The sequence below is a fragment of the Salmonella enterica subsp. arizonae genome (assembly GCF_008692845.1).
GTDB lineage: Bacteria > Pseudomonadota > Gammaproteobacteria > Enterobacterales > Enterobacteriaceae > Salmonella > Salmonella arizonae.
The window spans coordinates 168,435-180,207 of sequence record NZ_VXJW01000005.1; the positions used below are offsets into that span (position 1 = coordinate 168,435).

Consider the following 11,773-nt stretch of genomic DNA (forward strand, 5'->3'; position numbering starts at 1 on the left):
ATCGCAGGCTAATCATGATCCTCATTATTTATGCGCATCCGTATCCGCATCACTCTCATGCGAATAAACGGATGCTTGAACAGGCAGGGACGCTGGAAAACGTCGAAATACGTTCGCTTTATCACCTCTATCCCGATTTTAATATTGACGTTGCCGCCGAGCAGCAGGCGCTGTCGCGCGCGACTCTTATCGTCTGGCAGCATCCGATGCAGTGGTACAGCGTTCCTCCGTTGCTCAAATTATGGATGGATAAAGTCCTCGCCCACGGCTGGGCTTACGGTCATGGCGGTACGGCGTTACACGGTAAACATCTGTTATGGGCGGTAACGACAGGCGGCGGCGAAAATCACTTTACTATCGGTTCGCATCCGGGGTTTGACGTCCTTTCTCAGCCGCTACAGGCGACGGCGCTCTATTGTGGTTTAACGTGGCTACCGCCGTTTGCCATGCACTGCACGTTCATTTGCGATGACGACACCTTACAGGCGCAGGCGCGTCACTATAAACAGCGTTTACTGGCCTGGCAGGAGGCGAATCATGGATAGCCATACGCTAATGCAGGCGCTGATCTATCTTGGTTCGGCGGCGCTGATTGTGCCGATTGCGGTGCGTCTGGGTTTAGGATCGGTGCTGGGATACCTGATTGCGGGTTGTATTATCGGTCCCTGGGGACTGCGACTGGTGACGGACGCCGAATCTATTCTGCATTTTGCGGAAATCGGCGTCGTGCTGATGTTGTTTGTCATTGGGCTTGAGCTGGACCCGCAGCGGTTATGGAAGCTACGCGCCTCGGTATTTGGCGGCGGCGCGTTGCAGATGGTGGTCTGCGGCGGACTGATTGGTCTGTTCTGTATGTTTCTTGGCCTGCGTTGGCAGGTGGCGGAACTGATCGGTATGACGCTGGCGCTTTCGTCCACGGCTATCGCCATGCAGGCAATGAATGAGCGTAACCTGACCGTTTCACAAGTGGGTCGTAGCGCATTTGCGGTGCTCTTGTTCCAGGATATTGCGGCGATCCCGCTGGTGGCGATGATTCCGCTGTTGGCCGCCAGCGGCGCATCCACCACGCTTGGCGCGTTTGCGCTGTCGGCGTTGAAAGTCGCAGGCGCGTTGGCGCTGGTGGTGCTGTTGGGACGCTACGTCACGCGCCCGGCGCTGCGCTTTGTCGCGCGTTCTGGTTTGCGGGAGGTGTTTAGCGCCGTGGCGCTATTTCTGGTGTTTGGTTTCGGCCTGTTGCTGGAAGAGGTTGGGCTGTCCATGGCGATGGGCGCGTTCCTGGCGGGCGTTCTGCTGGCGAGTTCGGAATATCGTCATGCGCTGGAAAGCGATATTGAACCCTTTAAGGGGTTGCTGCTGGGGCTGTTCTTTATTGGCGTCGGCATGTCGATTGATTTCGGCACGTTGGTGGACAATCCGCTGCGTATTCTGCTGTTGCTGGCCGGTTTTCTGGCGATCAAAATCGTCATGCTGTGGCTGGTCGCGAGGCCCCTGGGCGTACCGGCAAAACAGCGTCGCTGGTTTGCCGTCTTATTAGGTCAGGGAAGTGAGTTTGCGTTTGTGGTTTTTGGCGCGGCGCAAATGGCGGATGTACTTGAGCCGGAGTGGGCGAAAGCGCTGACGCTGACGGTCGCGCTGTCGATGGCGGCAACGCCGATTTTTCTGGTGCTGCTGACGCGCATGGAGAAGGCCGCGACGGGTGAAGCGCGTGAGGCGGATGAAATCGATGAAGAGCAACCGCGGGTCATTGTGGCTGGGTTTGGGCGATTTGGTCAGATAGCCGGGCGTCTGCTGCTGTCGAGCGGGGTGAAGATGGTGGTGCTCGATCACGACCCCGATCATATCGAAACGCTGCGTAAATTCGGCATGAAGGTTTTTTATGGCGACGCGACGCGTATGGATTTGCTGGAGTCTGCCGGGGCGGCGAAGGCGGAGGTATTGATTAACGCCATTGACGATCCGCAAACCAATCTGCAACTGAGCGAACTGGTAAAGACGCACTTCCCGCATCTGCAGATTATCGCCCGCGCCCGTGATGTCGATCATTACATTCGCCTGCGACAGGCCGGCGTGGCGATGCCAGAACGTGAGACCTTCGAAAGCGCGCTCAAAAGCGGGCGGCAGGCGCTGGAAGCTCTGGGACTGGGGCGTTATGAAGCCCGCGAGCGTGCGGATCTGTTCCGCCATTTTAATACGCAGATGGTGGAAGAGATGGCGAAAGGGGAAAACGATCCATTATCTCGCGCCGCCGCCTATAAACGTACCAGCGCGATGTTGAGCGAAATTATTACTGAGGACCGGGAGCATTTGTCGTTGATTCAGCGCCACGGCTGGCAGGGAACGGCTGAGGGCAAGCATACGGGGGACATCGCCGATGAACCCCAGGTGAAACCGTCAACATAAAGTAAAAAATGTGATGTTCTGCAAACTTTACTGCTAATTGGCTGTTTTTGAACTACTGTAATGCTGGCGCTCCACATCAAATGAGTGGCGTCGCCAGCAGAACGAAAAATTTTCGTGCTCATCCTCTTTTCGTCAGTCGACGAAAGATTGCGCTTTACGTATAGTGGCGGCAATTTTTTTGTATCAGGAAATAATCAATGATCAGTCTGATTGCGGCGTTAGCGGTGGATCGCGTCATCGGTATGGAAAACGCCATGCCGTGGAACCTGCCTGCCGATCTCGCCTGGTTTAAACGTAACACGTTAAATAAACCTGTCGTCATGGGACGTCACACCTGGGAGTCTATTGGACGCCCCTTACCGGGACGTAAAAATATTGTCATCAGCAGCCAGTCGGGTACCGACGATCGCGTGCAGTGGGTCAAGTCTGTTGATGAAGCGATTGCCGCTTGCGGCGATGCGCCGGAAATTATGGTCATTGGCGGCGGGCGCGTGTACGAGCAGTTTCTGCCAAAAGCGCAGAAGCTTTATCTGACGCATATTGATGCGGAAGTCGAAGGCGATACCCATTTTCCGGATTATGAACCGGATGACTGGGAGTCGGTATTCAGTGAATTTCACGATGCCGATGCGCAGAACTCTCACAGCTATTGTTTCGAGATTCTGGAGCGTCGGTAAGCGGCGGCGGGTATGTTGCCAAAACGCTTTATCAGGTCTACAACATTAAGTTTGTAGGTCTGATAAGCGCAGCGCCATCAGGCGATGATGCGCTGGCATGAATGCCGGATGGCGGCGTAAACGCCTTATCCGGCCTGGGCTATCCTCATCAGGCGTTAATCGCTTCGCCTTCGCCCATATCCATCTGACGGTTTGACGGCTGCACAAAATACTGTTTATCTTCCCACCGTAAACAGGTCAGCTTCCCGCCCCAGCAGCAGCCAGTATCCAGCGCGTAAATACCGTCCGGCGTCCCTTTCCCATCCAGCGATGCCCAGTGCCCGAACGCAATGCTGTAAGCCTCGCTTACCGGCCCTGGAATGGCAAACCACGGCTTCAGCGGCGCAGGGGCATTTTCCGGCGACGCTTTGCTGTACATATCCAACTGACCGTTAGGAAAGCAGTAGCGCATACGGGTAAAGGCATTGGTTATAAAGCGCAGCCGCGCCAGTCCGCTTAACTCCGGCGACCAGTTATTCGGCATATCGCCATACATCGCGTCGAGGAAAAACGGGTACGAGTCGCTTGACAGAACCGCTTCAACATCGCGGGCGCACTCTTTTGCCGTCTGCAAATCCCACTGCGGCGTAATACCCGCATGCGCCATGACCAGCTTCTTCTCCTCGTCGACCTGCAACAGCGGCTGACGACGCAACCAATTAAGCAGCTCATCGGCGTCCGGCGCTTCAAGAAGCGGGGTCAGCCGGTCTTTGGGTTTGTTGCGACTAATCCCGGCGAACACGGCCAGTAGGTGTAAATCGTGATTCCCCAACACCAGACGAACGCTATCACCAAGTGATTTGACGTAGCGCAACACGTCCAGCGAACCGGGCCCGCGGGCGACCAAATCGCCAGTCAGCCACAGAGTATCTGTTTCTGGCGTAAATTCCACTTGCTGTAATAAGGCGATCAGTTCGTCGTAACAACCGTGAACGTCGCCGATGAGGTAAGTTGCCATTGCTATAGTTTTAGTGAATGAGTGTAGGGACGGCGAGTCGAAACACGGGGATGTCGATGGTAAAGGCATCGCCATTTTCATCGATCATTTCGTAATGACCCTGCATGGTGCCCAGCGGCGTTTCAATGACCGCGCCGCTGGTGTACTGATACTCTTCGCCTGGCGCAATGCGCGGCTGAACGCCAACCACGCCTTCGCCCTGGACTTCAGTTTCACGACCATGACCATTGGTGATCAGCCAGTAACGGCCCAGTAGCTGCACTGGCGCCCGGCCCAGATTGCGGATGGTCACGGTATAGGCAAAAACGTAACGTTCATCGTCAGGTGAGGATTGCGCCTCAATGTAGACGCTTTGCACCTGAATACACACTCTGGGCGAATTGATCATGTTTAACTCTCCTTCAAAGGCGCGTTTTCCGACAGATAGTTGGCCATCTGGCAGTACTGAGCGACAGAGATATTTTCCGCGCGCATTGCCGGGTCAATACCCATTTCCGTCAACGTCTCAACGCTAAAAAGATTGCCGAGACTGTTACGGATCGTTTTACGGCGCTGGTTAAAGGCCTCGGTGGTGATACGGCTCAACACGCGAATATCTTTAACCGGGTAAGGCATCGTTGCGTGTGGCACCAGACGCACCACGGCGGAGTCCACTTTGGGCGGCGGCGTGAAGGCGGATGGCGGCACTTCTAGCACTGGGATCACCTGACAGTAATATTGCGCCATCACGCTTAAACGACCATACGCTTTGCTGTTCGGCCCTGCAACCAGACGATTTACCACTTCTTTTTGTAACATAAAATGCATGTCGGCAATGGCATCAGTATAGCTAAAGAGATGAAACATCAGCGGGGTGGAGATGTTATAGGGCAGATTGCCGAAAACACGCAGCGGTTGGCCCAACTGCGCAGACAGTTCGCCAAAGTTCATGGTCATGGCGTCCTGCTGATAAATGGTCAGCTTCGGTCCCAAGAATGGATGGGTTTGCAAACGCGCCGCCAGATCGCGGTCAAGCTCAATAACCGTGAGCTTATCCAGTCGTTCGCCGACCGGTTCCGTCAGAGCGGCCAGACCTGGGCCGATTTCAACCATCGCCTGGCCTTTTTGCGGATTAATAGCAGAAACAATACTGTCGATCACAAACCGATCGTTGAGAAAGTTTTGCCCGAAGCGTTTACGGGCTAAATGGCCCTGATGGACTCGATTATTCATTGGGTATTAACAATCATTTTGATGGCGAGATTAAGCGCCGTAATAAAACTGCCGACATCCGCTTTTCCCTGACCCGCCAGTTCAAGCGCGGTGCCGTGGTCAACGGAGGTTCGAATAAAAGGTAGGCCGAGCGTAATATTCACTCCCCGACCGAATCCTTGGTATTTTAGCACGGGCAGACCCTGATCGTGGTACATTGCCAGCACCGCATCAGCATGGTCGAGATATTTAGGCTGAAACAGCGTATCTGCGGGCAGCGGACCAGTAAGGTGCATTCCCTGCGCGCGCAGTTCGTCGAGTACCGGAATGATAGTGTCTATCTCTTCCGTCCCCATATGGCCGCCTTCACCCGCGTGCGGGTTAAGACCGCACACCAGAATATGAGGGTTGCGTAGCCCGAATTTCGTCCGCAGATCGTGATGTAAAATAGCAATCACATCGTGGAGTAACGCAGGCGTAATCGCATCAGCAATCGCGCGAAGCGGCAGATGCGTAGTCGCCAGCGCGACACGCAGCGCTTCGGTCGCCAGCATCATCACCACTTTTTTCGCCCGCGAGCGCTCCTCAAAAAACTCCGTATGCCCGGTGAACGGAATGCCAGCGTCATTGATCACGCCTTTATGCACCGGCCCGGTGATCAGCGCGGCGAATTCATTTTGCAGGCAGCCGTCACAGGCCCGCGCCAGCATTTCCACCACATAGGTGCCATTTTCTACCGTCAACTGACCGGGGGACGCTGGCGCGCGCAGCGATACCGGCAATAGGGTCAGCGTTCCCGCAGGCTGCGGTGCGGCGGGGACATCAGGCGAGTAGGGGAGAAGCGAGAGGGGCAGGCCGAGTATGGCGGCCCGCTCCGTCAGGAGCGCGCCATCCGCACAGACGACCAGTTCTACCGGCCACGCACGTTGCGCCAACTGGACAACAAGGTCGGGGCCAATCCCGGCGGGTTCGCCGGGAGTAATAACAACGCGTTGTGCACTGCTCATTAGTTACTCAGAATCTTAACGTAAGCACTGGCGCGCTGTTCTTGCATCCAGGTCGCCGCTTCTTCTGAGAATTTACGGTTCATCAGCATACGATAAGCGCGATCTTTCTGCGCCGCGTCGGTTTTGTCTACCTTACGCGTATCCAGCAATTCGATCAGATGCCAGCCGAAAGAGGAGTGTACCGGCGCGCTCATTTGGCCTTTCTGCAGCTTCATCAGCGCGTCGCGGAACGCCGGATCGAAAATATCTGGCGTAGCCCAACCTAAATCACCGCCCTGGTTAGCGGAGCCTGGGTCCTGAGAGTACTCTTTCGCCGCGGCGGCAAACGTGGTTTTACCGCTCTTAATATCAGCCGCAATTTCTTCCAGCTTCAGGCGCGCCTGCTGATCGGTCATAATCGGCGACGGCTTAAGCAGAATGTGGCGAGCGTGAACTTCGGTCACGGAGATATTCTGGCTCTGACCACGCAGGTCGTTCACTTTCAGAATGTGGAAGCCGACGCCGGAACGAATCGGACCGACAATGTCGCCTTTCTTCGCGGTGCTCAGCGCCTGGGCGAAAATTCCCGGCAGTTCCTGAATTCGGCCCCAGCCCATCCGACCACCTTTTAACGCCTGCTGGTCGGCAGAATAGGTAATCGCCAGTTTGCCGAAATCAGCGCCATTACGCGCTTCTTCAACAATCGTTTCCGCCTGGCGTTGCGCGTCGTTAACCTGCCCGGAGGTTGGGTTCTCCGGCAGCGCAATCAGGATGTGGCTCAGATTCAATTCGGTGTTGGCGTCGTTTTGGGTGCCAATCTGTTTTGCCAGCGCGTCAACTTCCTGCGGCAAAACGGTGATACGGCGACGAACCTCGTTGTTGCGCACTTCAGAGATAATCATCTCTTTACGAATCTGGTTACGGTAGGTTGAATAGTTCAGCCCATCGTAGGCCAGACGGCTACGCATCTGATCCAGCGTCATATTATTTTGTTTGGCGATGTTGGCGATAGCCTGATCCAACTGCTCATCCGTGATTTTCACCCCCATCTTCTGACCCATCTGCAGGATAATTTGATCCATGATCAAACGTTCCAGGATCTGGTGACGCAGCGTGGCGTCGTCCGGAAGCTGCTGACCTGCCTGACCCGCGTTGAGTTTGACTGATTGCATTAAACCATCAACGTCGCTTTCCAGCACGACGCCATTATTGACGACGGCTGCGACTTTATCGACTACCTGGGGGGCAGCAAAACTGGTATTCGCGATCATGGCGATACCGAGAAGCAGCGTTTTCCAGTTCTTCATACTTTTTCCATTTCAATTAACCGCAATGCGGATTACGTGGTAAATCAATCAGATTACATAGAATTTTGATACGGCAGAATGTTAGAACGCAACATTTCTTGCGTGCCGAGGCCGTAGTTAGAGCTCAAACCGCGCAGCTCAATATTGAAGCCGATCGCGTTATCATAAATCGCGTGTTGTTTATCGTTATCCCAACCGTTCAGCTTACGTTCGTACCCAACGCGGATCGCATAGCAGCAAGAGTTGTACTGCAAGCCAAGCATCTGGTCTGCAGGTTTGCTCGAATTGGTATCGAAGTAGTACGCGCCGACAATCGACCAGCGATCGGCAATCGGCCAACTCGCTACCGCGCCTACCTGATTGATGCCGTTTTTATACTGCTCTGCCGTGGAATAAGACGAAGGCAACGTGGCCTGAATGTATTCCGGGCTGGCATAGCGGTAGTTCAACTGCACCAGACGATCCTGATCCCGTCGGTATTCGAGACTGCTGCTGCTGGTGGCGACGCTATCCAGACGGGTATCGTACTGCACCCCGCTACGCAGACCCCAGCGTTCTGAAATACGCCAGTAAGTGTCGCCTGCCCACACCAGCGAACCGGTTTTGTCGTCATTCTCCCATTTAATGTTGTCATCGCCGGTGCGAGACTCCGTGAAATAGTAGATTTGACCCACAGAAACGTTAAAACGTTCAACGGCGGCATCATCATAAATGCGTGTTGTGACGCCGGTCGTGACCTGATTAGCGGAAGCAATACGGTCGAGACCGCCATAAGTGCGGTCGCGGAACAGGCCGTTATAGTCGGATTGCAGTAAAGAAGAGTCGTAGTTATAGATGCCGCTCTGGTCGCGATACGGCACATACAGGTACTGCACGCGTGGTTCCAGCGTTTGGGTATACCCCGGCGCCAGCATCGCCATATCACGTTCGAAGACTAATTTCCCGTCGACTTTAAACTGCGGCATGACGCGGTTAACTGAATCTTCCAGTTTTTTGCTGTTAGTGGAGTTGTACCAATCCAGATTCGTTTGCTGGTAGTGCGTCGCCATCAGCTTCGCTTCGGTGTTCAGACTGCCCCAGCGGTTGGAGAGCGGCAGATTAATGGTCGGCTCCAGGTGGACGCGGGTCGCTTCCGGCATATCGTCTCTGGTGTTGACAAAGTGTACCGCCTGGCCGTAAATCCGGGTATCAAACGGCCCAAGATCGTTATGGTAGTAGTTAACGTCTAACTGCGGCTCCGCCGAGTAGCTGCTGTTGTTCTGATCGTTAAAGACCTGGAATTGCTTGGTCGACACCGTAGCGTCAAAGTTTTGTACGGCGTAGCCGACGCTGAATTTCTGCGTGGCGTAGCCGTCAGTACTTGAACCGTACTTACTGTCGAAATCGTTAAAGTAGCTGGAGTCGCTGACTTTGGTGTAATCGACGTTAAAACGCCACACCTGATCCATCACGCCTGAGTGCTGCCAGTAGAATAACCAGCGGTGCTTATCGCCCTCTTTGGGATGATCATCTTCATAAACTTTATCAGAAGGCAGATAGTCTAATTCCATCAACCCCGCGCCCGCCTGCGTGAGATAACGGAATTCGTTTTCCCACATGATATTGCCGCGGCGGTGTATATAGTGCGGGGTAATGGTGGCGTCCATATTGGGCGCGATGTTCCAGTAATACGGTAAGTAGAACTCAAAATAGTTATTAGTGGTGTATTTCGCGTTCGGGATCAGGAAACCTGAGCGACGTTTGTCACCGACCGGCAGTTGTAAATAGGGGCTATAAAAGATCGGAACCGGACCGACTTTAAACCGGGCGTTCCAGATTTCCGCAACTTGTTCCTCACGGTCATGGATGACTTCACTTCCCACCACGCTCCAGGTATCGGAGCCCGGCAGGCAGGAGGTAAAGCTGCCGTTTTCCAGAATGGTATAGCGGTTTTCGCCGCGCTGCTTCATGAGGTCGGCTTTACCGCGCCCCTGACGGCCCACCATTTGGTAGTCGCCTTCCCAGACGTTCGTGTCTTTGGTGTTGAGGTTCGCCCAGCCCTTCGGTCCCTTAAGGATGACCTGATTGTCATCATAATGCACATTACCCAACGCATCGACAGTACGTATAGGTTCCGGCTGACCTTCCGCCTGTTTCTGATGAAGTTGCACTTCATCCGCTTGCAGGCGACTATTCCCCTGCATAATGTCCACGTTGCCGGTAAAAACGGCATCGTCCGGGTAGTTTCCTTTAGCGTTATCGGCATTAATAGTGACCGGCAGATCGTTGGTATCGCCTTTTACCAGAGGACGATCGTAGCTCGGCACGCCCAACATACATTGTGAGGCAAGATCGGCTGCCAGACCCTGATGACTATAAAGGGCGCTGGCGATCATGGTGGCCAGAAGAGTGGGAATACGTTTTTTCATACGTTGTATTTATTGTTCCATCATCGGTAGCGTTGCGCGTGACAAACGGTCACAGCCTAACTTACTCATCTTCGCTGCGCCAGTGTTAATCCTGCCGTTTAGCGTCTGTGGTGTTAGGCACGGCATTGAATGACAGGTATGATAATGCAAATTATAGGCGATGTCCCACAATTGACCGTAGCCTTCATTAGCGGAAAAGCACCTTATTTTGTGGGAGATAGCCTCACCGATAGCGTAACGTTTTGGGGAGTCTATGCAGTACTGGGGAAAGATAATTGGCGTCGCCGTAGCCCTGATGATGGGCGGCGGCTTTTGGGGCGTAGTCCTGGGTCTGCTGGTGGGCCATATGTTCGACAAAGCCCGCAGCCGAAAAATGGCGTGGTTTGCCAACCAGCGCGAACGACAAGCACTATTTTTTACCACCACCTTTGAGGTGATGGGCCACTTAACCAAATCAAAAGGACGGGTGACGGAAGCGGACATTCATATTGCCAGCCAGTTGATGGATCGCATGAACTTACACGGCGATTCGCGTACCGCCGCGCAGAACGCCTTTCGGGTCGGAAAAGCGGATAATTACCCATTACGTGAAAAGATGCGGCAGTTTCGTAGCGCCTGCTTCGGGCGTTTTGATCTGATCCGGATGTTTCTGGAAATTCAGATCCAGGCGGCGTTTGCCGATGGCTCGCTGCACCCTAATGAGCGGGAGGTGCTGTATGTGATTGCGGAAGAGCTAGGCATTTCCCGTATGCAGTTCGATCAGTTTCTGCGCATGATGCAGGGTGGCGCGCAGTTCGGCGGCGGTTATCATCAACAGTCCGGCGGCTGGCAGCAGGCGCAGCGCGGGCCGACTCTGGAAGATGCCTGTAATGTGCTGGGGGTTAAAACCACCGACGATGCGACCACCATTAAACGCGCTTATCGCAAGCTGATGAGCGAGCATCACCCCGATAAGCTGGTGGCGAAAGGATTGCCGCCGGAAATGATGGAGATGGCGAAGCAAAAAGCGCAGGAAATTCAGAAAGCGTATGAATTAATTAAAGAACAGAAAGGATTCAAGTAATCGTTTTGCCGGATGGCGACGCAAGCGTCTTATCCGGCCTACGAAGATGTGTAGGCCGGATAAGCGAAGCACCATCTAAAAATCCGCTGGCGCTTTAAAGGTCATGCTCGTGCCGTAAGTAGGATGGGTAATGGTCAGCATTTCGGCATGTAACTGCAAACGCGGCGCCAGCGACAACGCCTCTGGCGAGGCGTAAAATCGATCGCCTAAAATCGGGTGGCCCAGTGCCTGCATATGCACACGAAGCTGATGGGAACGTCCGGTGATTGGTTGGAGCGCCACGCGGGCGGTATTATCCGCCGCAAAGTCCACCACGTTATATTCCGTTTGCGCCGGTTTGCCGGTTTCATAACACACTTTCTGCTTTGGCCGGTTCGGCCAGTCGCAGATGAGCGGTAAGTCGATCAGCCCCTCCGCTGGGGTGGGATGCCCCCATACGCGCGCTATATACTGCTTTTTTGGCTCACGTTCGCGGAACTGGCGTTTCAGCTCCCGTTCCGCGGCTTTGGTCAGCGCGACGACAATCACGCCGCTGGTCGCCATATCCAGACGATGCACCGATTCTGCCTGCGGGTAGTCGCGCTGGATACGCGTCATAATGCTATCTTTGTGCGCTTCCAGACGTCCTGGCACGGACAACAGGCCGCTGGGCTTGTTGACCACCATAATGTGTTCATCCTGATACAGGATAACTAGCCAGGGATCCTGCGGCGGATTGTAGTTTTCCATCCCCATGTACGGCTC

At 54.3% G+C, this 11,773-nt stretch carries 11 protein-coding genes; 4 read left to right on the forward strand and 7 right to left on the reverse strand.

Annotated elements, in window-relative coordinates; all coding sequences use genetic code 11:
* Positions 1 to 14 precede the first annotated feature (14 nt).
* The 3 genes from kefF (at position 15) to folA (ending at position 3,077) form a co-directional block, all read left to right on the forward strand.
* A complete protein-coding gene (kefF, locus tag F4V61_RS11660; RefSeq protein WP_000600716.1) occupies positions 15 to 545 on the forward strand; it encodes a glutathione-regulated potassium-efflux system oxidoreductase KefF in 531 nt (176 codons plus the stop codon).
* Complete coding sequence (kefC, locus tag F4V61_RS11665; protein ID WP_080160916.1) at positions 538 to 2,400, forward strand: glutathione-regulated potassium-efflux system protein KefC; 1,863 nt, start codon at positions 538 to 540, stop codon at positions 2,398 to 2,400. Before kefF ends, kefC begins: the two co-directional genes overlap by 8 nt.
* 197 nt (positions 2,401 to 2,597) lie before the next feature.
* On the forward strand, positions 2,598 to 3,077 hold the full coding sequence (gene folA, locus F4V61_RS11670; protein WP_000624384.1) for a type 3 dihydrofolate reductase: 480 nt from the start codon (positions 2,598 to 2,600) through the stop codon (positions 3,075 to 3,077).
* Between the two features lie 148 nt (positions 3,078 to 3,225).
* On the opposite strand, the gene apaH is transcribed toward folA, so the two are convergent.
* Genes apaH through lptD form a run of 6 tightly spaced genes read right to left on the reverse strand, consistent with a single transcriptional unit; the run spans position 3,226 to position 9,966 of the window.
* Positions 3,226 to 4,074, reverse strand: a complete 849-nt coding sequence (apaH, locus tag F4V61_RS11675; protein WP_000257213.1) for a bis(5'-nucleosyl)-tetraphosphatase (symmetrical) ApaH — start codon at positions 4,072 to 4,074, stop codon at positions 3,226 to 3,228.
* A 10-nt stretch (positions 4,075 to 4,084) separates the two neighbouring features.
* Positions 4,085 to 4,462 (reverse strand): Co2+/Mg2+ efflux protein ApaG, encoded by a 378-nt coding sequence (gene apaG, locus F4V61_RS11680; protein WP_000610894.1) that lies wholly within the window; start codon positions 4,460 to 4,462, stop codon positions 4,085 to 4,087.
* A 2-nt stretch (positions 4,463 to 4,464) separates the two neighbouring features.
* Complete coding sequence (gene rsmA / locus F4V61_RS11685) at positions 4,465 to 5,286, reverse strand: 16S rRNA (adenine(1518)-N(6)/adenine(1519)-N(6))-dimethyltransferase RsmA (RefSeq protein WP_001065397.1); 822 nt, start codon at positions 5,284 to 5,286, stop codon at positions 4,465 to 4,467.
* Complete coding sequence (gene pdxA / locus F4V61_RS11690) at positions 5,283 to 6,272, reverse strand: 4-hydroxythreonine-4-phosphate dehydrogenase PdxA (protein ID WP_038396990.1); 990 nt, start codon at positions 6,270 to 6,272, stop codon at positions 5,283 to 5,285. The genes rsmA and pdxA overlap by 4 nt, the downstream gene beginning before the upstream one ends.
* Complete coding sequence (gene surA, locus F4V61_RS11695) at positions 6,272 to 7,558, reverse strand: peptidylprolyl isomerase SurA (RefSeq protein ID WP_038396989.1); 1,287 nt, start codon at positions 7,556 to 7,558, stop codon at positions 6,272 to 6,274. The genes pdxA and surA overlap by 1 nt, the downstream gene beginning before the upstream one ends.
* 53 nt (positions 7,559 to 7,611) lie before the next feature.
* Positions 7,612 to 9,966 carry an LPS assembly protein LptD gene (gene lptD / locus F4V61_RS11700; protein ID WP_080152947.1) on the reverse strand — a complete coding sequence of 785 codons (2,355 nt, stop codon included), beginning with the start codon at positions 9,964 to 9,966 and terminating at the stop codon, positions 7,612 to 7,614.
* A 253-nt stretch (positions 9,967 to 10,219) separates the two neighbouring features.
* Between lptD and djlA the strand changes: the two genes are divergently transcribed.
* Positions 10,220 to 11,029 carry a co-chaperone DjlA gene (djlA, locus tag F4V61_RS11705; RefSeq protein WP_001200598.1) on the forward strand — a complete coding sequence of 270 codons (810 nt, stop codon included), beginning with the start codon at positions 10,220 to 10,222 and terminating at the stop codon, positions 11,027 to 11,029.
* Between the two features lie 75 nt (positions 11,030 to 11,104).
* Here the strand turns inward: djlA and rluA are convergent, their stop codons facing one another.
* Positions 11,105 to 11,764: a bifunctional tRNA pseudouridine(32) synthase/23S rRNA pseudouridine(746) synthase RluA gene (rluA, locus tag F4V61_RS11710; protein WP_080160915.1), complete on the reverse strand. Its 660-nt coding sequence runs from the start codon at positions 11,762 to 11,764 to the stop codon at positions 11,105 to 11,107.
* Positions 11,765 to 11,773: the final 9 nt, after the last annotated feature.

What these genes read in the sequence shown, in the direction of transcription:
- kefF (WP_000600716.1), top strand. Translation starts at nt 15, where the DNA reads ATGATCCTCATTATTTATGCGCATCCGTATCCGCATCACTCTCATGCG.
- kefC (WP_080160916.1), top strand. Translation starts at nt 538, where the DNA reads ATGGATAGCCATACGCTAATGCAGGCGCTGATCTATCTTGGTTCGGCG.
- folA (WP_000624384.1), top strand. Translation starts at nt 2,598, where the DNA reads ATGATCAGTCTGATTGCGGCGTTAGCGGTGGATCGCGTCATCGGTATG.
- apaH (WP_000257213.1), bottom strand. Translation starts at nt 4,074, where the DNA reads ATGGCAACTTACCTCATCGGCGACGTTCACGGTTGTTACGACGAACTG.
- apaG (WP_000610894.1), bottom strand. Translation starts at nt 4,462, where the DNA reads ATGATCAATTCGCCCAGAGTGTGTATTCAGGTGCAAAGCGTCTACATT.
- rsmA (WP_001065397.1), bottom strand. Translation starts at nt 5,286, where the DNA reads ATGAATAATCGAGTCCATCAGGGCCATTTAGCCCGTAAACGCTTCGGG.
- pdxA (WP_038396990.1), bottom strand. Translation starts at nt 6,272, where the DNA reads ATGAGCAGTGCACAACGCGTTGTTATTACTCCCGGCGAACCCGCCGGG.
- surA (WP_038396989.1), bottom strand. Translation starts at nt 7,558, where the DNA reads ATGAAGAACTGGAAAACGCTGCTTCTCGGTATCGCCATGATCGCGAAT.
- lptD (WP_080152947.1), bottom strand. Translation starts at nt 9,966, where the DNA reads ATGAAAAAACGTATTCCCACTCTTCTGGCCACCATGATCGCCAGCGCC.
- djlA (WP_001200598.1), top strand. Translation starts at nt 10,220, where the DNA reads ATGCAGTACTGGGGAAAGATAATTGGCGTCGCCGTAGCCCTGATGATG.
- rluA (WP_080160915.1), bottom strand. Translation starts at nt 11,764, where the DNA reads ATGGGGATGGAAAACTACAATCCGCCGCAGGATCCCTGGCTAGTTATC.